This is a genomic window from Paeniglutamicibacter sulfureus (genome assembly GCF_030512175.1).
Classification (GTDB): Bacteria; Actinomycetota; Actinomycetes; order Actinomycetales; family Micrococcaceae; genus Paeniglutamicibacter; species Paeniglutamicibacter sulfureus.
The window spans coordinates 88621-109541 of sequence record NZ_JAULBL010000001.1 but is presented as its reverse complement, the minus strand read 5'-3'; the positions used below and the strand labels follow the sequence as shown (position 1 = coordinate 109541).

At 64.9% G+C, this 20921-nt stretch carries 19 protein-coding genes and 1 other RNA gene; 13 read left to right on the top strand and 7 right to left on the bottom strand.

Annotated features, from left to right (window positions below):
- Positions 1-28: 28 nt before the first annotated feature.
- The 9 genes from Q2T94_RS00470 to ssrA all read left to right on the top strand — a co-directional run bounded on the left by Q2T94_RS00470 (position 29) and on the right by ssrA (position 8082).
- Positions 29-433: a hypothetical protein gene (locus Q2T94_RS00470; protein WP_264270742.1), complete on the top strand. Its 405-nt coding sequence runs from the start codon at positions 29-31 to the stop codon at positions 431-433.
- A gap of 165 nt (positions 434-598) precedes the next feature.
- On the top strand, positions 599-1714 hold the full coding sequence (gene prfB, locus Q2T94_RS00465) for a peptide chain release factor 2 (protein ID WP_264270741.1): 1116 nt from the start codon (positions 599-601) through the stop codon (positions 1712-1714).
- A 323-nt stretch (positions 1715-2037) separates the two neighbouring features.
- Positions 2038-2844, top strand: coding sequence for a CoA transferase subunit A (locus tag Q2T94_RS00460; RefSeq protein WP_264270740.1), 807 nt, complete (start codon positions 2038-2040; stop codon positions 2842-2844).
- A 3-nt stretch (positions 2845-2847) separates the two neighbouring features.
- A complete protein-coding gene (locus tag Q2T94_RS00455; protein WP_264270739.1) occupies positions 2848-3480 on the top strand; it encodes a CoA transferase subunit B in 633 nt (210 codons plus the stop codon).
- A gap of 291 nt (positions 3481-3771) precedes the next feature.
- The gene (gene ftsE / locus Q2T94_RS00450; RefSeq protein ID WP_264270738.1) at positions 3772-4599 is read left to right on the top strand and encodes a cell division ATP-binding protein FtsE; all 828 of its coding nucleotides are present in this window, start codon (positions 3772-3774) and stop codon (positions 4597-4599) included.
- Positions 4596-5510: a permease-like cell division protein FtsX gene (ftsX, locus tag Q2T94_RS00445; RefSeq protein WP_264270737.1), complete on the top strand. Its 915-nt coding sequence runs from the start codon at positions 4596-4598 to the stop codon at positions 5508-5510. The genes ftsE and ftsX overlap by 4 nt, the downstream gene beginning before the upstream one ends.
- A 136-nt stretch (positions 5511-5646) precedes the next feature.
- Entirely contained in the window at positions 5647-7017 is a 1371-nt protein-coding gene (locus Q2T94_RS00440; RefSeq protein ID WP_302262479.1) for a peptidoglycan DD-metalloendopeptidase family protein, read from the top strand.
- Positions 7018-7073: 56 nt separating this feature from the next.
- Positions 7074-7556: an SsrA-binding protein SmpB gene (gene smpB / locus Q2T94_RS00435; protein ID WP_264270735.1), complete on the top strand. Its 483-nt coding sequence runs from the start codon at positions 7074-7076 to the stop codon at positions 7554-7556.
- Positions 7557-7712: 156 nt separating this feature from the next.
- Positions 7713-8082: a transfer-messenger RNA gene (gene ssrA / locus Q2T94_RS00430) on the top strand.
- Positions 8083-8984: 902 nt separating this feature from the next.
- Here the strand turns inward: ssrA and Q2T94_RS00425 are convergent.
- On the bottom strand, positions 8985-9731 hold the full coding sequence (locus Q2T94_RS00425; protein WP_264270734.1) for a PspA/IM30 family protein: 747 nt from the start codon (positions 9729-9731) through the stop codon (positions 8985-8987).
- 134 nt (positions 9732-9865) lie between these two features.
- Positions 9866-11938: a TPM domain-containing protein gene (locus tag Q2T94_RS00420; protein WP_302262478.1), complete on the bottom strand. Its 2073-nt coding sequence runs from the start codon at positions 11936-11938 to the stop codon at positions 9866-9868.
- 270 nt (positions 11939-12208) lie between these two features.
- Between Q2T94_RS00420 and Q2T94_RS00415 the strand changes: the two genes are divergently transcribed.
- From Q2T94_RS00415 to Q2T94_RS00400, 4 genes are all read left to right on the top strand, one after another.
- Complete coding sequence (locus Q2T94_RS00415; RefSeq protein ID WP_302262477.1) at positions 12209-13813, top strand: S1C family serine protease; 1605 nt, start codon at positions 12209-12211, stop codon at positions 13811-13813.
- Positions 13814-14135: 322 nt separating this feature from the next.
- A complete protein-coding gene (locus Q2T94_RS00410; RefSeq protein ID WP_302262476.1) occupies positions 14136-14957 on the top strand; it encodes an electron transfer flavoprotein subunit beta/FixA family protein in 822 nt (273 codons plus the stop codon).
- A gap of 23 nt (positions 14958-14980) precedes the next feature.
- Positions 14981-15934 (top strand): electron transfer flavoprotein subunit alpha/FixB family protein, encoded by a 954-nt coding sequence (locus Q2T94_RS00405; protein ID WP_302262475.1) that lies wholly within the window; start codon positions 14981-14983, stop codon positions 15932-15934.
- A 5-nt stretch (positions 15935-15939) separates the two neighbouring features.
- A complete protein-coding gene (locus Q2T94_RS00400; RefSeq protein WP_264270729.1) occupies positions 15940-16695 on the top strand; it encodes a PIG-L deacetylase family protein in 756 nt (251 codons plus the stop codon).
- 91 nt (positions 16696-16786) lie between these two features.
- Here Q2T94_RS00400 and Q2T94_RS00395 read toward each other — a convergent pair whose 3' ends face one another.
- From Q2T94_RS00395 to folP, 5 genes are all read right to left on the bottom strand, one after another.
- Positions 16787-17344: an anti-sigma factor gene (locus Q2T94_RS00395; protein ID WP_264270728.1), complete on the bottom strand. Its 558-nt coding sequence runs from the start codon at positions 17342-17344 to the stop codon at positions 16787-16789.
- Between the two features lie 119 nt (positions 17345-17463).
- Positions 17464-17940, bottom strand: a complete 477-nt coding sequence (locus Q2T94_RS00390) for a tRNA (cytidine(34)-2'-O)-methyltransferase (protein ID WP_302262474.1) — start codon at positions 17938-17940, stop codon at positions 17464-17466.
- Positions 17941-18036: 96 nt separating this feature from the next.
- Complete coding sequence (locus Q2T94_RS00385) at positions 18037-18963, bottom strand: J domain-containing protein (protein WP_302262473.1); 927 nt, start codon at positions 18961-18963, stop codon at positions 18037-18039.
- Positions 18964-19021: 58 nt separating this feature from the next.
- Positions 19022-19807 (bottom strand): pyrimidine reductase family protein, encoded by a 786-nt coding sequence (locus Q2T94_RS00380; RefSeq protein WP_302262472.1) that lies wholly within the window; start codon positions 19805-19807, stop codon positions 19022-19024.
- Entirely contained in the window at positions 19807-20787 is a 981-nt protein-coding gene (gene folP, locus Q2T94_RS00375; protein WP_302262471.1) for a dihydropteroate synthase, read from the bottom strand. The genes Q2T94_RS00380 and folP overlap by 1 nt, the downstream gene beginning before the upstream one ends.
- Between the last annotated feature and the right edge of the window lie 134 nt (positions 20788-20921).

The window sequence follows — 20921 nt, the reverse complement described above, 5'->3', positions numbered from 1 at the left end:
CCCGTCCAGAGCGGAAAGCGGGCAGTCGATGATATTGATCATCGGCATGGTCGCAATCTCGCTGCTGGCCATTAGCGTGGTGCTTGCGGCCACGGCTGTTAACGTGCAGGCACACAAGCTCCTTTCGGTGGCAGACGGGGCTGTCGCCGCGGCCGCCGACAACTTTGAGCTCTCGGCAGGCGGCGGAGAGATCGCTTCGCTTCGGTTGCAGCCGTCCGAGGTCCGAAACGCAGCGGAAAAATACCTTGCGGACATTGACGCCCGGGCAGGGTTCTCGAACCTGCGAATCGTCAGCGCCGGCGTGGAACCCGACGGAGTTACGGCGCACGTGCGCCTGGGCGCGGTGGTGCATCCACCGATCATCGGCTGGGTGGTCCCGCGCGGGGTGTCTATCCACGTCGAATCCCACGCCCGCACGTTGCTCTCACGTTGAATAGCGGAATGCACCTGGCCAAGGCCGCCAGCGGGAACGGGTGGATCCGCCCTCGCCGTTGACTGGACCACGGCGTCCATCAGGATCACCGATGGGGCTTCATCTGTCATAACCAAGCCCCGAAGCAAATTGTGGCGCCTTATATGTCGTAGGCTGGAAACTACCATGGCTTCAACTGACTTTTCTGCCGAAATCAAATCACTGCGTTCCACCTACGCCTCCATCGAAGAGGTCTCCGATGTGCCGCGCATCCGCGCCGACATCGCGATGCTCTCCGAGGAAGCGGGTGTTCCCGATCTCTGGGACAACCCGGCCGCGGCGCAGGTGGTCACATCCAAGCTCTCGCACCGCCAGTCTGAGCTTGAGCGTCTGACGAGCATCCGCACCCGCATCGACGACTTGGAAGTGCTGGTGGAACTCGCCGAGATGGAGGCTGACGCCGATACCTTGCAGGAAGCGGAAACCGAGCTAAAGTCGGTGCGCAAGGCATTGGAGAACCTGGAAGTGGTGACGCTGCTCTCCGGTGAATTCGACGCACGCGAGGCGGTTGTGACAATTCGTGCCGGTGCCGGAGGCGTGGATGCCGCCGATTTCGCAGAAATGTTGATGCGGATGTACATGCGCTGGGCCGAAAAGCACGGCTACTCTACGCGGGTCATGGACACTTCCTACGCCGAAGAGGCTGGCTTGAAATCAGCCACCTTCGAAATCAACGCGCCCTACGCGTTTGGCACGCTATCGGTTGAGGCCGGAACCCATCGCCTGGTGCGCATCTCGCCCTTCGACAACCAGGGCCGACGCCAGACGTCATTTGCCGCTGTTGAGGTCATACCCCTGATTGAGCAAAACGATTCCATCGAGATCCCGGAAAACGAGATCCGCGTCGACGTATATCGTTCCTCGGGTCCGGGTGGACAGTCAGTGAACACCACCGACTCGGCGGTGCGCATGACGCACATCCCCACTGGCATTGTGGTGTCTATGCAGAACGAAAAGTCGCAGATCCAAAACCGTGCGGCGGCTCTGCGCGTGCTCCAGTCGCGATTGCTGCTGGTGAAAAAGGCCGAGCAGGACGCACAAAAGAAGCAGATGGCCGGCGACGTCAAAGCCTCGTGGGGCGACCAGATGCGCTCCTACGTGCTCAATCCCTACCAAATGGTCAAAGACCTGCGCACCGAACACGAGGTCGGAAACACTTCCGCCGTGTTCGATGGCGAGCTCGATGACTTCATCGACGCCGGGATACGTTGGAGGGCGGCACAGCGCCGTCCGCAGTCCTAGACATTCACTCCGGCCGAACACCGGCCCGGCACCGAGCCGCACAGCGGACGAAGACAAGGGAGGTTCCCCGGGCACGTTCATCGCGTGCCCGGGGGGCCTCCTTGTTAGTTTGGGGTACCTCCTGCAACGGCGCAAGGCACATCGCTCCAAGAACACGTTGCTGGAACGATTGTGTCCGGATGGGTGAATTCCGCCACTGGACGTCCTACGATGTGGCTACAGGGTAGTCGCAAGCCGGGGACCAATTCCGCCGCGCGATAAGCCTGGTGCAGACAGGCCCGTGGCCTATCGCACCGTCCACCCGCAATCCCAGGAGCGCAGGAATGCTAGACAAGACCTACGAATCAGCAAATGCAGCGGTGGCGGACATTCCGGAGTCCGCGTCCATCGCCGTGGGCGGTTTTGGGCTTTCGGGCAACCCAAATGTACTGATACAGGCGCTGCTAGAGACCGGGGTCGGCGACCTGAAGGTCGTCTCTAACAATTGTGGAACCGACGACCACGGGCTGGGCATCCTGCTACGTTCCGGCAGGATTTCGAAGATGACGTCTTCATACGTCGGCGAAAACAAGGAATTTGCACGCCGTTATCTCAGCGGCGAATTGGAGCTGGAGTTGACCCCGCAGGGAACGCTTGCCGAGAAGCTGCGTGCCGGCGGTGCTGGCATCGCTGCCTTCTACACGCGCACCGGCGTAGGTACCCAGGTAGCCGATGGAGGACTGCCCCAGCGCTACGGTCCCGACGGCGCGATTGTCCAGGCTTCCGTGCCCAAGGACCAGCGTGACTTCGCGCCCGGCGGCGAGCCGGGGACCTTCGTATTGGAGGAAGCCATCGTTACCGACTACGCCCTGGTCCACGCCGCATACGGAGATCGCCATGGAAACCTGGTGTTCAACAAGGCTGCGCGGCAATTTTCTCCCGTGGCCGCAATGGCGGGAAGGATCTGCATTGCCCAGGTTGAGCACTTGGTGGAGCCCGGCGAGCTTGATCCCGATGCGATCCATTTACCCGGGGTTTTTGTGCACCGCGTGGTGGAGGTGGGGCCCGATATTGAGAAACCGATTGAAAAGCTGACGGTCCAGTCGGCCGGTGCCGCGTCCAACGACGCACCATTTGCAAAGGAGGGCTAACCAATGCCTTGGTCACGCAATGAAATGGCGGCCCGTGCGGCGCTTGAACTGCCAGACGGTGCCTATGTCAATCTCGGCATCGGCATGCCCACGCTGGTGCCGAACTATGTTCCCGCGGACCGCACGTTGGTGCTGCAATCGGAGAACGGGATCCTTGGGGTCGGCCCATATCCCTCGGAGGCAGATGTCGATCCCGATCTGATCAATGCGGGGAAGGAAACCGTGACGGTGCTTCCGGGCGCCAGCTACTTCGATTCCTCGACGAGCTTCGCGATGATCCGCGGTGGCAAGATCGATGCAGCGATCCTCGGTGCAATGCAGGTTTCCGCCGGCGGAGACCTCGCCAACTGGATGATCCCCGGCAAGATGGTCAAGGGCCCGGGCGGTGCCATGGATCTGGTCCAGGGAGCCAAGCGCGTCATCATCTTGATGGAGCATGTTGCGAAGGACGGAAGCGCGAAGATTCTCAAGGAATGCACCTTGCCTCTAACGGGCCGTGCGGTGGTGCAACGCATCATCACGGATCTCGCCGTAATAGACGTCACAGCCAGCGGCTTGCAGCTGGTCGAATGCGCCCCCGGTGTCACTCCTGAACAGATCAGGGCCGCAACCGACGCACCGTTGGCGCTACCGTAGGAGTTTCAACCGTGCGTTGCTGGTCGGAATAACCCGAGGCCAATCGGTGGTTGCGCCGTGGGTCGGTCGGCGGACGGTCCCACCGGGCTTGCTGACTGGCGGGTAATGCAGTGAGCCGGGAATCGGTCACGCAGGGTGCGTTCACCTGGCTCACAGATTCGTGACACACCCGCTTTTTGTGCCGACTGTGTGCCGCCGGGACGGATAGAGTGCAAGGGCTGGCTTTGCTACTTCCTTCAACAAAGTCCCGTGCCTGGATCATGCGCCGGCGATCCCGCGGGCAGAGTTGCGATGATTAGATTCGAAAACGTCACGATGGTCTATGACCAGAAGTCGCGCCTTGGTTCGGAGAATGCGCGCCCTGGCCTCGACGACGTAAGCATTGAAATTGACCGTGGTGACTTTGCGTTTCTTGTTGGTGCCTCCGGCTCCGGCAAATCCACCTTCCTCCGGCTCATCCTGCGTGAAATCGTCGCCACCGGTGGTTCCGTCCATGTCGCCGGACAAAATGTTGCACGCATTCCCTCATGGCGCGTGCCCAAGCTGCGTCGCGGCATCGGTGTCGTGTTCCAGGACTTCCGCCTGTTGCCGCAGAAGAACGTTTTCGAGAACGTCGCCTTTGCCATGCAGGTGGTGGGGGAGAGCCGAAGTGCAATCCGCGACCACGTGCCCGAGGTCTTAAAGCTCGTGGGTCTGGAGGGCAAGGAAAAGCGCCAGCCAGATGAACTTTCCGGCGGCGAACAGCAGCGTGTGGCCATTGCCCGCGCCATTGCCAACAAGCCGCAGATTTTGCTTGCCGACGAGCCGACCGGAAACTTGGACCCGGCTACGAGCGTCGGGATCATGAACGTCTTGGACCGCATCAACCAAAACGGCACTACGGTCCTTATGGCAACGCACGACGATGGAATCGTCAATTCCATGCGTCGACGCGTCGTTGAGCTTTCCTTGGGCAGGATCATGCGCGATGAGAGCTCTGGCGAGTACACCTCGATGATCCCGGTGATTAATCAGGACGGAACACGCGAATTGCGGCAGGCCGATCACAGTACGTGGCAGAAACCGTCGAATCGCAGCCAGGCCTTCGCGCCGTTTGACACTGAGGACGACTTGCCATGAAACTCGGATTTATTCTCGGCGAAGTAGGCACTGGCCTCCGCCGAAACCTCTCCATGGTGGTCTCCGTAGTCTTGGTCACCTTCATTTCGTTGACTTTCGTGGGTACCGCGGCGCTCATGCAGATGCAGATCTCGCAGATGAAGGGCTATTGGTACGACAAGGTCCAGGTGGCCATTTATCTGTGCGGTGAGCACAACGAAGGAACCAACTGCACCGAAGGTGCCGTAACCGAGGACCAACGCGGCGAAATTGATTCGATGTTGGGCTCCTCGGCGGTGAAGCCGTATGTTGACAGCTTCGAATACGAATCGAAGGAACAAGCCCTCACCCACTTCCGCGAACAGTTCGAAAACTCGTCCATGAGCGAAACCGTGACTGCCGACCAGCTTCCGGAGTCGTTCCGGGTTTCCTTGGTTGATCCTGAAAAATACCAGATCATCAAGGAACTCTTCTCTTCGATGGACGGAGTCGATGTGGTGGTCGACCAGCGGGAGCTGCTCGAGAAGATCTTCTCCATCATCAACATCGCATCCTTCGTTGCCATCGGCATTGCCGGCGTAATGATCCTTTGCGCGGTGTTGCTCGTTGGAACAACGATTCGCCTGTCCGCCTACTTACGTCGCCGCGAAACTGGCATCATGCGCCTGGTGGGGGCCTCGAAATCCTCGCTCCAGTTGCCCTTCATTTTGGAAGGCGTTATCTCGGCATTGATTGGCGCGTTGTTGGCCGGTGGCGTCTTGTGGGCGGCGGTAAGGTTCCTTATCGACGGGAAGCTTGCGCTCGACTACAAGGACACTGCCTTCATATCCACCGGCGAAGTTTTCCTGGTGGCACCGTGGTTGATCCTGCTGGGCGTGGTTTTGGCTGGTGTATCGTCGTTGGTAACCTTGCGGCGGTACTTGAAGGTTTAGGACGCCGCCTACCTATGAATAATTCAGTTCACCGAGGACTCAAAGGACATTTATGTTAGCCAAAGCAGTATGGTGCCGTATGGCGCGTTCGGGAGCCGTGGGCGCATTGTCGATCGCCCTCTTGGTTTCCGGGGGCGTGGGTGCCCACGCGGATGAGCTAGATGACCAAAAGCGCCAAGTTGAACAGAACATCGATCACCTCTCCGAGGACTTGGAAGTCCTCGATGACGATATCAAGGTCACCGATGCGAAGCTTCGAGGACTGCAGGCTCAGCTTCCCGGGGCTGAACAAGCCCTGGCAGATGCACAGGGCCGGGTGCGAAGGGCCGCGGATGAAGCGGCCGATCTAGCCCGGAGGGTCCAAGCGGCTCGCGAAACACGCGATCAGCTGAACGTGAAAATCGCCGAGGGCAAGGCGAAGCTTGAGGATTCCAAGCAAATCATCGGACAGATTGCAACGGAAGCCTATAAGCGGGGCGGAGTCTCCTCGGACCTCTCACTGCTCATGAACGCCACTTCCGACGGCAATCTGGCTGCGGGCATGGATCTAGCAGACCAGGCCATGCGGTCGCAAAACGCCGCCCTCGATGCCTTGTCCGAACAGTCGGCGACCGACGCCAACGCGAAATTGCGTCTGGCTGCAGTGGAAGCTGAAATTACCGACCTCAAGTCCGCCGCCGATGCGGCGCTGGCGCGCGAGCAAGTCGCCCGTGACGATGCCGAGTCCAAGAAGCGTGAACTTGATGGGATCATCTCCCAGACGGACGCGCTGAGTGCCGAGCTCCTCGCCCAGCGTCCGCGCATTCAGCAGAAGCTGCGCGCCGAAGAGGCTGACCAGGTCAGGATCAACGGGGAAATCAAGGAGCGCCAGGAGCGCCTGATCCGTGAGGAAGCCGAGCGCAAGCGCAAGGCTGCCGAGGCTGAGCGCAAGCGCAAGGCTGAGGCCAAAGCGAAATGGGAACGTGAAGAGGCAGCTCGGGCCAAGGAGGCCAGGGAAGAAGCCGCTCGACAGAAGAAGAAGAACACGTACGTTAAACCCAAGTACGTTGCACCCGCTCCGCAAGCGGCTCCGCCAGAACGAAGCTCATGGGGCTTGATCAAGCCGGTGAGCGGCGGACGTCAGACCTCGGGCTTCGGTTGGCGGCCCACTCCTGCGGGAACCATCGACTACGGTGGACGAGGCGGTTACGTGCATGCCGGAGTGGACTGGGGCTTCGGCGGACAATGCGGCTCTCCAGTGCGCGCAGCTGCGGACGGAGAGGTCTGGATGGCCGGCTGGGGCGGAAGCTCCGGAAACAAGGTCACGATCAGCCACGGCGTGGTCAAGGGCCGGGCACTGGCAACGAACTACCATCACATGCAGCGGATTGTGGTCGGTGTCGGCCAGAACGTTCAGCAGGGCCAGCTCATCGGCTACGTCGGAACGACCGGCAACTCCACCGGCTGCCACATGCACTTCGAAACGATTCTTAATGGTGCGGCCGTAAACCCATTGGGACTTCTCTAGCGGTAAGCTATAAGCTCGCCAAGTGACGAAACCACTCGCGGAGAGGAGTTGCCAACGTGTCTAAGAAAGACTCGGAACAGCGGATTATTGCCAGCAACCGCAAGGCCAGACATGACTTCGAGATTCTCGATACCTACGAAGCCGGAATGGTGCTCAGCGGAACTGAAGTGAAATCCCTGCGCGAGGGCAAGGCTTCGCTGGTTGATGGATTCGGCCAGTTCTACCGCAATGAACTGTATGTGGAGAATGTCTACATCCCGGAGTACCTCAATGGCTCGTGGACGAACCATGCAGCCCGGCGGCGACGCAAGCTGCTCCTGCACCGCCAAGAGCTGCTGAAAATTGAACGCAAGATCAATGAATCCGGTCTGACGATCGTACCGCTGAGCCTGTATTTCAAGAACGGGCGTGCCAAGATCGAAATTGGCGTTGCGCGCGGTAAGAAGGAATACGACAAACGCCAGAGCCTGCGTGAAAAACAGGACAATCGCGAGGCGCTTCGCACCATGCGGGAGCGTAATCGCGGAGCTCGTGAGTAGTTGTCGCATCCTCGGGTAGGGAGCCCACCGGTTCTCTCCACTCCGATGGCCGCAGTCCACAGGGAATAGACGTGAGACGATTGTGCGTTAGACTAGATATGCACGGTTGATGCGTGTGGTTGGGGCGGCGCAAGCTGCCCGTTGACAACAAAATACGGGGATGATCGGTTTCGACGGTGTGAGTCGCGACATGTGAAGCGGGCCGAGGATGCAAAGTTATCTCGTTAACGCTCTTTGCAAAACAATAAGTGCCGACTCAAAGCGCACTGACTTCGCTCTCGCTGCCTAAGCAGCCAGACAGTCCGTAAGCCAGGGGATGCTATCGCCCCTGTTCCTTACGTCATTTAGATAGCCACTGCGGGAAGTTATCGTTACCGGAACGACCTGCATAATTTAGGTAACTGTGCCCGGATCAGCCGCTTGTTTGCATGACGGCTGGGGCAGAGAAAATCCAACGCAAACTGCGCCCGGAGAAGACCTGGCAACACCACATCGGACGGGAGTTCAATTCTCCCCATCTCCACAATGAACGCCCTGCGGATCTTCGGATCCGCAGGGCGTTTCTTGCGTTAACGAGTAATCGTCTATTCAGGCCCCACCTGCTTAAAACATTGTTGGGTTGGTTATGCGTCGATGTTGCCAGTGGTCATTTCGGCGTGGAATCTGTTCCGGGTCCATGTACTTGGGCAGCAGGACTCCAGGCAAGCCGTTCATGTCCCGGACCAAGTTCAGTTTCCCAGGATGGAAGTCATGGTGGTGGGCACTGCAGCCCGGACCAGAATTCTCGGCGCTGGTCACGCCGCCGGGTGGGCGATCGCGGCGGAGAGCTGTTCGAGTGAGTCAAGCGACAACTCGTGGGCGAGGGTGCGTTGGGCGCCCAGTGCCGCGAGGATCTAGACGAAAGCAGTACACGTCGTTCCGCGCGTTCCACGACCAGCGCCAGTGCGGCTGCTTCGGTGGGGGAGGTGGTCTGGATGGCCAGTTCGGTGGCGGTGGCGACGAAGAATTCCTCCGCGGCGAGCAATGAGCGCAGATGATCGACCGCGGCCACTGCGTGGCCGGGCCTGGAAGGGTGGCCGCCGTGCCCGGGGCCGTTCCTCCGGTTCCGGTCGAATTGCTCGATGTATGCCATTGAGCATGGCTGATGTGTCGACCCCGTTTCCAGAGGCGTCGAAAATCTGTGGACAAGCCCCGCTGCCGAGCCATCGAGGTTGGCTTCCAGAAGCTCAGGAGAGCCCTCCCTTGTGCGGGGGAGCGCCCTGCCTCGTTCGCGGGATTCATGCGTCTGAACGAAGCTCGGCTCCCGTCACCGGGCAGCCTAAAGGGGACGGACAGCGGCGGGGCACCGGATCGATTCCGGTGCGCTCCGCCGCCGTCCGCCCCCTCAGTCGGCAGAGCGCGGGCTGCCATGGCGGGTGGGGGTGAAGGCTACTCGCCGGCGCCCGTGGTGATCGACGGCGCGGACTTCGGTGCCTTCAGCGCCGCGAGACGTGCCTCAATCTCGGTCTGCTCGCCCAGGTCCTCCAGCGAGTTGAACTGGGCGTCCAACGACGAGGAGGCGAGTTCGGCGGCACCGCGCACTCGGGCTTCTTCGCGACGGATCTTTTCCTCGAAGCGGCTGACTTCGCTGGTGGGATCCATGATGTCGATGCTCTTCACGGCTTCCTGCACCTGGTTCTGCGCCTGGGCGGACTTGGCGCGGGCAACGAGTTCGTCGCGCTTGGAAAGGAGCTGCTGGCGCTTGGACTTCATGGCGTCCAGGCCCGACTTGAGCTTGTCAACGATGTCCCGCTGCGAGGTGATGGTTGGCTCGGCGGACTTCGCCTCCGACTCGGACTGCATCTGGCGCTGGATGGCGACCTTGGCCAGCGAATCGAATTTGTCGGCATTTGCGCCGTCGCCAGCGGAACGGAACTCATCGGCCTTGCCGGAGGCGGCCAGTGCCTTGTTGCCCCAATCCGAGGCGGCCTGGACATCCTCGGTGTAGTCTTCCTCCATCATGCGCAGGTTGCCGATGGTCTGCGCCACGGCGGTTTCGGCCTCGGCGATGTTGTCGGTGTAGTCGCGCACCATTTGGTCGAGCATCTTCTGCGGATCTTCCGCGGAATCGAGCATGGCGTTGATATTGGCCTTGGCCAGCTGTGCGACACGACCAAAAATAGACTGCTTTACCACGGTGAGACCTTTCGTTGACTGTCTTGTTGAACTTTTCCCTGTCGCGCTTCCGTGTGCCGGAACTGCGTTACTGCAATCAAGGGGCGGGGCTGGCCGTGGCAGGTGGCCGTCAGGCCGGCCGGGGCGGCACCTGCCTAGAAGTTGCCCCCGTCGCCACCGCCGAAGCCGCCTCCGAAGCCGCCGCCTCCGCCGCCGCCGAATCCACCGAAACCGCCGCCGCCAAAGAGGCCGCCGCCGGAGTCGCCCGAGTGCGAACCGCCGCGCAGGATGGAATCAATAAGGATGCCGCCGAGGATGGCACCGCCAAGACCGCTGCCGCCTCCGCGCCCTCCGCCAAAGCCGCCGCCGCCGAAACCGCCGCCGCCGAAACCGCCGCCGAAGCCATCGACATCGTTTTCCGCCTCGCGTGCTGCCTGGTCGGCCAGTGCGGAGGCATGCTCGGCATGGGACAGGGCGGTGGATGGATCCGAGGGGGCCAGGCGCAGGGCCTCCTCAAGGTTGCGCTGGGCCTCGGCGAGACGGGTGCGCGCGGTGGCACCGACGCCGCCGCGCCTGGCCCTGATGAAGTCGTCGGTGCCGCTGATCTTCATCTGTGCGGTGCGGATGGCGGACTGCAGGGACTCGGCCGCGCGGTTGGCGCGTTCCTGCGCATCGCGGATCTGGTTCAGTTGTTCATTGAGCGGGCGAAGACCGGCATCGACCTCCGAGACGAGCGCCACCGGGTCCACCAGGCCGCTGCCGACCTGGGACTGGACCGAGGACAGCGCTGCCTCAAGGCGGGCGACGGAACCGGCAAGCTCGGGGTTGGAACCGTTGGCGACAAGGGCGCGGCCCTGCGCAAGGTCCTTCGCGGCGGTGGAAACCAAGGATTCGAGGTCCGCCCGGGCCTTGTCCAGGTCGTCTCCGGCGTGGGCGATCGCTTCAAGCAGCACGGTTGCCTGGTGCACGGCGTCCTCGCCGGCCCGCACGGCCACGGCGGCCTCTGAGGTCTCGGACGAGGCGATCTTCGCCTCTGCGGTCAGCACCGCGGTGTTGGCGAAGTCGAGTCGGTCGGTGGCCTCGGCGATGTTGGTGTGGACCTGGTGCAGCGCGCCCTCGGTGTAGCGGGTGGCGAGTTCGGCGAGATGGTCCTTCACGGTGCCGACACGTTGGCGCATGGGCTCGATCTGCGCTTTGAGCGAGGCGACGGCCGCAGGTGCGTTCTGTTCGAGCTCGCGCAACGAGGTGAACTCCTCCGTGTGCAGTTCCAGTGTTTCGTTCACTGCCTCACAGCGGCGGATGATCTCCCCGAGCCAGGAACGCTGGTCGGCTTCGGTGTCGGGGATGTGGTCGTCCAGCTGCTGCTGCAACTTGAAGGACTCGGACATGTGCTCCTTGGCGGCAGCAATGTCCTCGGCGAAGGGCTTGATGGCGGCCTCGCCGAATTGGGCCTGCGCGAAGCCGACCTCCTGCTCGGAGGAGCGAATGGCGTCGTCGGCGGCAATCAGCAGGCTGCCGGCCTTGGTGCGCAGGTCGGGGATGCTCAGCGATGCCAGCGGATCCAGCGGCTTGCCGTCGGGGCCCGTGGCCACCGGCGGGGGACCTGCGGGAAGCTTCTTGCGGCGTGCCAGCGCCCAGGCGGTGGCACCGCCGACCACCGCGACGCCGCCGACAAGGATCCAACCGGCGCCGCCGCCGGAGCCGCCCGATTCGTTCGAAGCGGGCTCGCCGCCGGTGGGCGACAAGCCGTTGGCCACGTTCTCGATGCCCGTGACCGCTGCCAGCGCAGCGGCCGCCCAGTCTTGCTGGGACAACTGCGGGGCGACCATCCTGTTGTAGATGGTGCTGCTGTCTTCGGCGGAAATGTCACCGTCCTCGTGGGCGACGAACTTCGCGTTGCGCTGCTCCACGGCGATGGCCAGGACCGCGTCGCTGGTGCCCATCTGCTTGGACTCCGCAACGGCATTAACCCATTCGTCGGGGTCGGCCGGATCGGAGAAGGTATCCACGTAGATAACGAAGAGCGACTGCCCTGTGTCGAGGCGCAGCTGGTTTACGGCGTCGGTCACTTCGGTGGCGTCGGACCCCAGAACCCGGGCCTGGTCCACCACGAATTCGCCCGGGGGAATCTGCACGGGGGAATCGGCCGAGGCCGGCGGTGCAAGCATGAACAGGGACAAGATTCCTGCGGAGGCAACAAGTGCCATCCGCCGGGGGAGCGACTTCATATTATTCCTTCACCCTTGCATGGTCGGCCGCGGAAACGTCGGGTCGGATGCGTGGATACTCGCAACTTTCCGGTTTCTGCTGTCGATGTTGAGTCTATGGGGGGCGATGCACGCGAGTCCACAGAATCGCCGGATCATCCGGATGCTGATGGCGAACAACGCATTCTCACAGCTAACACTCAGGTGCCCCTTTTCGCCGCCACAGCCCAAAAGGGCATAGTTGTAACCAGGAAATGCAGGATTATCCACCTTCAGGATGGGAAGAAAGCCATGAGCGAGAACGAGTCACAGAACCCGGGGACCCCGGCCGACGCCCGGCCGCAGCCCGAAGCCGGCGCCGTGCCGCCGCGCCCCGTGGCACCGCCAACCACCCCCTCCAGCGGTCCGGACGCCGCGCAGCCGGTTGCCATGGAGCAGCCCGCCGCGGACGAAGGGCGGGCTCCGGTGGACAAGATCGAGGGCGCCGCGGACCAGACGCAGTCAATGCCGCGCCACACCGCCGCGCAGCAGGATGCCACCGGCCCGCAGCAGCCGGTGCAGCAGCCTGCCTACGGACAAGCCTGGAACGCGCAGGGACAGCATTCGGCCTCGCCCTACGGGTCCCCGACCCCCGAGGACCACGCCGCGGCCTTCGCCGTGCCCCCTGCCCAGAACAATTCCCCGAAGAAGTTCACCTCCGGCGCCCTGATCGTGGGCATGGTTGCAGCAGCGCTCGTGGGTGCCGGCGGCGCGGTGGGCGCCAACTACGTGATGTCCTCCAACGGGACCACCGTCTCTTCGAGCACCCAGACGCCCCAGGGCGACGTGGTCATCAACAACCCGGAGAACGTCACCGCTGTCACCGCCGCTGCCGCCAAGGCCAGCCCCAGCGTCGTGACCATCGACGTCTCCGGCTCCGGCTCGGCCGGCTCGGGCTCCGGCATCATCCTGGACACCGCCGGACACATCCTCACCAACACGCACGTGGTGACCCTGGGCGGCACCACCGGCGACCCGTCGATCTCTGTGCGGACCTCGGACGGGAAGGTGCACAACGGCTCCCTGGTGGGAACCGACCCGCTCTCGGACCTGGCCGTGATCAAGATCGATGCGCCGTCCCTGGTTCCGGCGACGCTGGGCGCCTCGTCCGAGCTGAACGTGGGTGACACGGCGGTAGCCATCGGTGCACCGCTGGGCCTGAGCGGCACCGTTACCGACGGCATCATCTCCACGCTGAACCGGACCATCTCCGTGGCCTCCTCGGCGGTGCCCGAACAGGACGAGAGCGCGGAGGGAGACGGGGACGGCAACCAGTTCAACTTCCAGTTCCCCGGTGTCCCGGAGCAGCAGTCCGGGTCCGCCGGCTCGATCTTCATCAACGTGATCCAGACCGATGCGGCCATCAACCACGGCAATTCCGGCGGCGCACTGGTGGACGTCAACGGGGACATCATCGGCGTGAACGTCGCGATCGCCTCCTCCGGGTCCGGTTCCGAGGGCTCCTCGGACGGCGGGTCGATCGGCGTCGGCTTCGCGATCCCGATCGATTACGCCAAGCGCATCGCCGACGACATCATCGCCGACGGCTCGGCCTCGCACGGCATGCTCGGGGTTGAGGTGCTGGCCAAGCCCGCATCCGTGGAGAACGGCGGATCGTCGTCCTTCAGCGTCGGCGCCGAGGTCAAGAAGGTCGTTGCCGACAGCCCGGCGGCCGCCGCCGGCCTGGAGGTCGGGGACGTGATCACCGGGGTGGATGCCCGCACCATCTCCGACAGCACCTCGCTGACCGCCGCGATCCGTGAGCTCCCTTCCGGTGGAAAAGCGGAAATCCACTACATCCGCGGAGGGAACGCTGCCACCGCGAATGTGACGGTCGGGGAATCCCCGGCCAGCTGATTCCGGGCCCGCCCGCCACACGGGGTAACACGGCCGGTCCCGCCGCCCGCAACGCGGCGCAACACGCCGCAACCTTGCGAAATGTCACGGGACGCGGCGTGCCTGCAACAAGGACCACACCCCCTTCCTGCAGGCACGCCGCGTTTGGTGCGTCGGGGCCGGGAACGGGCAGCTCCCGGGGCCCGGGCAATGCCATCGGGCGGTGCCAGGCACCGATACGATATACGAGGGGAAGGGCCGGTCCCGCCCGCCTTTGGCGGAAGCCGGTGAGCACCGGCCGCCGTTTCCCCCCAGATCTGTCCACGTTTTCAGAAAGGCAGCAATGAGCCAGAACACCGGCACGCCCTTGAACATTCTCGTGTTGGTCAAACACGTGCCAGATGTCCAATTCGAGCGCCAGCTGACAGGTCCGGGCAACCGACTGGACCGCAAGGATTCCGTCCTGTCGGAACTCGACGAGTACGCCATCGAGGCCGCCCTGGCGCTGTCCGAGTCCCGCGGCGGGGACAAGGCCGGCAACACCGTCACCGCGATGACGATGGGCCCGGACGCTGCGGCGAACGCCGTGAAGAAGTCCCTGCAGATGGGTGCCGCGAAGGGTGTGCATATTTCCGATCCAGCGCTGGCGGGCTCCGACGCCGGGGCCACGTCCCTGGTGCTGGCCACGGCCATCAAGCAGCTGGGCGGCTTCGACGTGGTGCTGACCGGCATGGCCTCCACCGATGCGGAAACCTCGCTCGTGCCGGCGCAACTGGCCGAACGCCTGGGCATTGCGCAGCTGACCAACCTGTCCAAGGTCGAGCTCGACCCCGGATCCAACACGGTTACTGCGGTGCGCGAGGGCGAGGACGGGGCACAGACCCTGGAAGCCGGGCTGCCGGTGCTGCTCTCGGTCACCGACCAGGCCAACGAGCCGCGCTACCCGAATTTCCGCGGGATCCTGGCAGCCAAGAAGAAGAAGGTCACCACGCTCACGCTCGCCGAGTTGGGCCTGGCCGAATCGGCAGTGGGCGCCGCCGGGTCCGCGACCCGCGTCCTGGGCGCCGATCCGCGCCCGCCGCGCGCCGCCGGCGAAATCATCACCGACTCCGGCCAGGCCGGCATCGCGCTGGTTGACTTCCTTGCCGACGCCAAGCTGATCTAGCACCTACCCAAGGGGATACACGCATGATGAAGATATTGGTTTACATCCACGCCCCCGCCGGCACGCCGTCCAAGGGCCAGCGCGAGCTGCTGGCGCTGGCGGCCCGGCTGGGCGATGCAAGCGCGGTGCTCGGCGGCCCGGCCGACGACGCGGCACTGGCGGGGCTTGGCGCAGCCGGCGCCACCGCTTTCTATGCCGCTGCCGGCGGCCTGGACGCCGACGGGCTCATCGCCCCCGCCGTTTCGCTGCTGGAGGCAGCGGTGCGCGCATCGGGCGCCTCGGCGGTGCTGTTGCCCAACAGCGTCGAGGGACGTGAAATCGCCGCCCGGACTGCGGTGCGCCTGGACGCCGGAGTCATCACCGACGCCATCGACGTGGACGCCGAGCTGACCGTGACCAAGCCGGTGCTCGCCGGCAGCTGGACCGTAAAGGCACAGGCCACCCGCGGGCCGGCACTGATCACGCTGAAGGCCAACAGCATCGAGGTGCCCGAGGCGACGCCCGCCGGCGGCACAACCGCGCCGGTGCACGAACTCGAAATCGGCGACACGGCTCCGGCTGCCCGCATCACCGCCACCGCACCGCACACCGCCACCGGGCGCCCGGAGCTCTCCGAGGCCCGCTTCGTGGTGGCAGGGGGCCGCGGCGTCGACGGGGATTTCGGTCCCGTCGAGGACCTGGCCGATGCGCTGGGCGCGGCGGTCGGCGCCTCGCGCGCCGCCACCGACGCCGGCTGGATCGACCACTCGGCGCAGGTCGGGCAGACCGGCACCACTGTCTCCCCGCAGTTGTACATCTCCGCCGGGATCTCCGGGGCCATCCAGCAAAAGGCAGGCATGCAGACGGCCAAGACCATCATCGCGATCAACAAGGACCCCGACGCCCCGGTCTTCGAGATCGCGGACCTGGGAATCGTGGGGGACCTTGCCACGGTGCTGCCGCAGGCAGCCGCCGAGATCCGCCGGCGCAAGGGCTAGCGGGCGTGGGCATCTTTGACCCGGAGACGGAGCCGGTCAACCGGGTGCTGTGCTTCGGCGCGCACCCCGACGACCTGGACTTCGGGGCCTCGGGCACCGTGGCGGCCTGGACCGCTGCCGGCGTGCAGGTCGAATACTGCATCATGACCGACGGTGACGCCGGGGGATTCGATACGCGAACCGCGGCGGAGATCACCGCCACCCGGCACGCCGAGCAGCGCGCGGCCGCCGCGCTGGTGGGCGTTCAAACCGTGCATTTCCTGGGGGAGGCCGACGGCTTCCTGGAACCCAACCACCGGGTCATGCAACAGGTGGTCAAGCTGATCCGCACGCTGCGCCCCGACGTGGTGGTGGCCATGCACCCGGAACGCAACTGGGAGCGGATCCAGCGCTCGCACCCTGACCACCTGGCCTGCGGCGAGGCGGTGACCCGCGCGATCTACCCGGCGGTGGAGAACCCCTTCTCCTACCCGGAGCTGCTGGAGGCCGGGCTCGAGGCGTACAAGCTGCCGTGGCTCTGGCTCTACGGGGCACCGGCGGAAAGGGAGAACCACCGGGTGGAGATCACCCAGGTGTTCGACCTCAAGCTCTCCGCGCTTCGCCAGCACCTGAGCCAGCACCCCGACGTGCCGGCCATGGAACGCTATGTGCGGGCCCAGAGCGCGGACCAGGGAGCCAAGGCGGGCCTGGCCCCCGGCGCCCTGGCGGAGGCCTTCCACGTGGTGGCGGTCAACGCGGCCGACACCATCGCCGGTTTCTAGCGTTCATCGGACCAGAGCACAGTGGGCCGTCTTCCCCGCGTAGGGGAAGACGGCCCACCGTCGTCTGCGGCGCCGGTGCGCCGATGAATCGCTACTTCGGCTCGGGAAGGTCAAGCACGGCAAGCGGCGCGGAGCTTGGGGCGGTGCTGCTGCCATCGGCGGGCTCCAGCGAGACCATGACGGAGGCGATCTTCTCGACGCCGTTGAATCCCTCCTGCGCCGGTTCCTCCCCGGGAACGACGTTGGCCAGCAGGGTGGGCCTGTCGGTGGAGGCCTCGATGAGCCACACCGAGTAGGTCTCGCTCGAGCCCACGTCCGGCAGGCCGGTGAGCTCGATCATGCCTGCATCGGCCTTCGCCGAGGTGGTGAGCACCGCGTTCCCGCCGCCTTCCAGCTCCGCCTGGACGACGACCTGGTCGGAGGCTCGCTCGACCTTGGAGACGTAGTTGGTCGGGACCAGGGTCGACAGGCCCGCGATGAGGCCGATCAGGAGCACTGCCAGGCCTGCAACCACGAGCACCCACCTCTTGAGCGGGCGTCGGGCCGGGCGCTCGGCATCGGTGGACACCTGGTCCACCAGATCCATGCCGAGGTCCTCTTCGTTCTCGTCGCCGCGGTGCGCGGGGGTGGCGGGATCGGTGCCGGTCATGAGTTGCCGTCCTTCGGAAATCGAGTTGGGGTGGCCGGGGAATGCCACGTGTAAGCATAGGCGAGAAGCCTAGGTGTTTAGTGTGTGCCGGCCGGAGACCGGCCGCATGCACCGGGCGCCTAGCGCGTGCCGGTGCCGGTGCCGGCGAAGCCGTGCTGTCGCCAGGCCTCGTACAGCGCGATCGAGGCGGAGTTGGCCAGGTTCAGCGAGCGGCGGGCCTCCAGCATGGGCAGGCGCACCGTGGCGGTCACATGCGCGTCCTGCTTCACCACGGTGGGCAGGCCGACGGATTCGGGGCCGAAGAGCAACACGTCGCCCGGCTCGTAGGCCACATCCGTGTACATGGTCTCTCCCTCGGAGGTGAAGGCGAAGACGCGTGTGGGGGCCAGCGCCGCCCACGCCGATTCGAGGTCCTTGTGGACGGTGACCACTGCCAGGTCGTGGTAATCGAGGCCCGCGCGGCGCAGCTTGGAGTCCTCGAAGTCGAAGCCCAACGGCTCGACGAGGTGCAGCTGCGCGCCGGTGACGGCGGCCAGGCGGATGGCATTGCCGGTATTGCCGGGAATTTCGGGAGTGTAAAAAAGGATTCGGAACACGCCCCCCAGTTTACGGTGCCGGGGCCTCGACGCCCGCAGGGGCCCGGTCCATGGCGCGGCCCGCGGTCCGCCCGGGCGGGCAGCTGTGCCGCGTGGTTAGTACATTCCGCCCAGCAGGCGCGCCAAAATGGTGCGATCCACCACATGCGGGGCGGGCCCGGTGCCCAGGAACATCTTCATTTCCCGCACCAGGTTGATGGCGTTGACGACATTCAGCGCGTTGATGGGGCCGGGTTCGGCGCCGCGGGCATAGTCGATGACAGGTTCGTGCAGGTTTCCGTCCGGGGACAGGATGACCGTCCAGCCGGTGACGTTCAGCTCGGGGAAGAGGCGCTGCATCTCGTGCACCAGCGGAGCAATGCGCGGCGGGTCGATGTGCTTGCCGTCGCGCAGCAGCGAGGCACCGTCCCAGCGGTAGACGCCCTTGGGCAACATCATGGAGTGGATCAGCGCCAGCCGGTAGCCGCCCAGCAGGACGTGGTCGATGTAGCCCCCGCCCGGGGCATGCAGCCCGTTGACCAGACGCGTGGAGGGCAGCGACGGCAGCACCCTGCGGACCAGCAGTTGGACCGTGCGGTTCTCCCGCGCCAGCCGGGCCTGGGCACCGAAGATCCCGCGCTTGCGCGGGGTGCCATGCACCTGGCGGACCGAGGTTTCCCGGTCAATGGCACCGGGGACATCGAGCGCCGGGAGGTAGGTCGTGGCGTCGGTGGCCGAGGGGCGGGCATTGCCGGTCCCAAAACGCATCGAGCCGCCGTCGGACGGGCTTCCGCCGGCCTCGGGGGCTGGCGCCTTGCCGCGCCGGTAGCTTGATTCGGTGCCGTAGCTGCGGTCATAGCGGGTGCGGGCAGCGGGGTCGATCAGCGTTTCGTAGGCCAGCGTCACGGCGGCGAAGTCCCGGGCGTCTCCGCCGTGGTCCGGATGGGTCAGGCGGGCAGCCTTGCGGTAGGCGGACTTGATCTCGGTGGCGCTGGCGGTGGGGGCAACGCCCAGGACCTCGTAATGGGTTTTCCGCTGGGCCACGTGGCTGCCTTTCGGATCGGGAATGCAGGCATCGATGCGCGATGTTGCTCAAGCGATCTTACCGGTTGCCGATGGACGTTTGCCCTGCAGGACCGCTCACGTGCGCCCGCCGGTATTCGGCCAGCAGGCCGCTATCCTCCTCGAGCAGAAGGTGCAGGGACATCTCGCGGGACACATCCGTGGGGGTGCCGCGGGCAATCCGGCGCGAATCCCCGCCCACCAGCAGCGGGGAGAAAGTCACGCAGAGGCTGTCCACCGCATCGGCCCGCTGGAAGTCGCCAAGGAGCGTGGGCCCGCCCTCGGAATGGATCATGCGCAGGCCCTTGCCATGCAGCGTCCGGATGATCCACCGCGGGTCGATGGCAGGCCCCGGTTCCGCGGAAGCGATGACCTCCGCCACCGCGCCCAGGGCCGCCGCCCGCTCCGGATCCGCGGCGCCCGAGGTGAGGAGCAGGATCTTGCCGGGGTTCGTGGTGAACAGTTCGCTCCCGGGATCCAGGTCCAGGTGCCCGGAGACCACCGCCAGCAACGGGCGCTCGGGCATGCCGCGCTCCAGGCGCCAGGCGCGCGAGGGGGCATCGAGCAACTCGCCGTCGTAGCCCTCGGCCCGCACCGTCCCCGCACCCACCAAAATGACATCGGCCACCCGGCGCAGCAGCATGAACACGCGCTTGTCGGCATCCGTGCCCAGGTCACCGGAAAGGCCGCCGAGCGTTGCCGCACCGTCGATCGAGGAGATGAAGTTGAAGCGGACGAAGGGATCCCCCGAGCCCGGCGGCGCGTAGGACTCGAGCAGGGCCGTGTCGTCGAGGTCCGGGGCGGGGTCGGGGAGCAGGCGCCGCATCAGGAACCTTCCCGGGCGGTTCTGCGGACGGAGTGGTCATCAGGAACCGGGGAACCGGACGGGGCACCGGGGTGCGCCGGGGGATTGACCTCGCCCATGTTGTGCACCAGGTACGCCGGCTCGCGCCACCCCATGGCCGCCTCGAGCATCCGGATGGTGGAGACCGATTCGGGGATGTTGTGCATGCGGATGATCCGTGCCCCGTTCATGATGCACATGCTGGCCGCCGCCATCGAGCCGGCGGTGCGTTCGGACTTGGGCACATCCAGGGTTTCGCCGATGAAGTCCTTGTTGGAGACCGCAGCGAGGCTCGGGTAGCCCAGTGCGGCGATGGCCTCGAACCCGGCGGTGATGGCCAGGGTGTGGAGCGTGTTCTTGTTCAGGTCGTGGCCGGGATCCACGATGATCTTCTCCTCGGCGATCCCCAGGGAGAGTGCGAAGTCGACCTTCCGACGCAGGTACCCCGTGACCTCCGCGACCACGTCGTCGTAGGTGGGGCGCGGGTAGATGGTGCGCGGTGCGGCGAGCGAATGCGTGATGACCAGGTGCGCCCCGGCCTCGGCCACGACGCGCCCGAGCTGCGGGTCGCTCAGCCCGGTGGTGTCGTTGATGACGTCGGCTCCCGCGGCCATGGCGGCGGAAGCGACCTCGGGCAGGAACGTGTCGGCTGAGATGATCACGTCGCTTTGCGCCCGAACCGCCCGGATGACGGGGACGATCCGCTGGGCCTCTTCCTGCCAAGACAGCGCGGGCCCGGGAGAGAAGGGCACCCCGCCGATGTCGATCCAGTCGGCCCCGGCGTCCACCGCTTCCAGCGCAGCGTCCACCGCGGAGCCCAGGGCGAAGGTGGCCCCGGAATCATAGAAACTGTCGGGCGTGCGGTTGATAATCGCCATCAACGCGACCCGCGCGCTGAAATCAATACTGCGGTGCGCAAAGCGGTGGACCGGGTGGCGAAGTGCGGGTAGGTACATGCTCATGCGGGCTCCTAGCAATGATCTGTTAGACCATTCTTACCAGTTTTAGAAGCTTTGGGGAGGATGAAGCCCATTGCAAGGCTCCACGGCCGGACGGCACGGCGCACCGCGGGCGCGGGCTTGGGTACCCTGTATGA

Excerpts from the sequence above, each read along its gene's own strand:
- Q2T94_RS00380 (WP_302262472.1), bottom strand. The coding sequence starts at position 19,807 with ATGCGGCGCCTGCTCCCCGACCCCGCCCCGGACCTCGACGACACGGCC.
- Q2T94_RS00405 (WP_302262475.1), top strand. The coding sequence starts at position 14,981 with ATGATGAAGATATTGGTTTACATCCACGCCCCCGCCGGCACGCCGTCC.
- Q2T94_RS00420 (WP_302262478.1), bottom strand. The coding sequence starts at position 11,938 with ATGAAGTCGCTCCCCCGGCGGATGGCACTTGTTGCCTCCGCAGGAATC.
- ftsX (WP_264270737.1), top strand. The coding sequence starts at position 4,596 with ATGAAACTCGGATTTATTCTCGGCGAAGTAGGCACTGGCCTCCGCCGA.
- Q2T94_RS00460 (WP_264270740.1), top strand. The coding sequence starts at position 2,038 with ATGCTAGACAAGACCTACGAATCAGCAAATGCAGCGGTGGCGGACATT.
- Q2T94_RS00410 (WP_302262476.1), top strand. The coding sequence starts at position 14,136 with ATGAGCCAGAACACCGGCACGCCCTTGAACATTCTCGTGTTGGTCAAA.
- Q2T94_RS00455 (WP_264270739.1), top strand. The coding sequence starts at position 2,848 with ATGCCTTGGTCACGCAATGAAATGGCGGCCCGTGCGGCGCTTGAACTG.
- Q2T94_RS00415 (WP_302262477.1), top strand. The coding sequence starts at position 12,209 with ATGAGCGAGAACGAGTCACAGAACCCGGGGACCCCGGCCGACGCCCGG.
- Q2T94_RS00470 (WP_264270742.1), top strand. The coding sequence starts at position 29 with ATGATATTGATCATCGGCATGGTCGCAATCTCGCTGCTGGCCATTAGC.
- ftsE (WP_264270738.1), top strand. The coding sequence starts at position 3,772 with ATGATTAGATTCGAAAACGTCACGATGGTCTATGACCAGAAGTCGCGC.
- prfB (WP_264270741.1), top strand. The coding sequence starts at position 599 with ATGGCTTCAACTGACTTTTCTGCCGAAATCAAATCACTGCGTTCCACC.
- folP (WP_302262471.1), bottom strand. The coding sequence starts at position 20,787 with ATGAGCATGTACCTACCCGCACTTCGCCACCCGGTCCACCGCTTTGCG.
- Q2T94_RS00395 (WP_264270728.1), bottom strand. The coding sequence starts at position 17,344 with ATGACCGGCACCGATCCCGCCACCCCCGCGCACCGCGGCGACGAGAAC.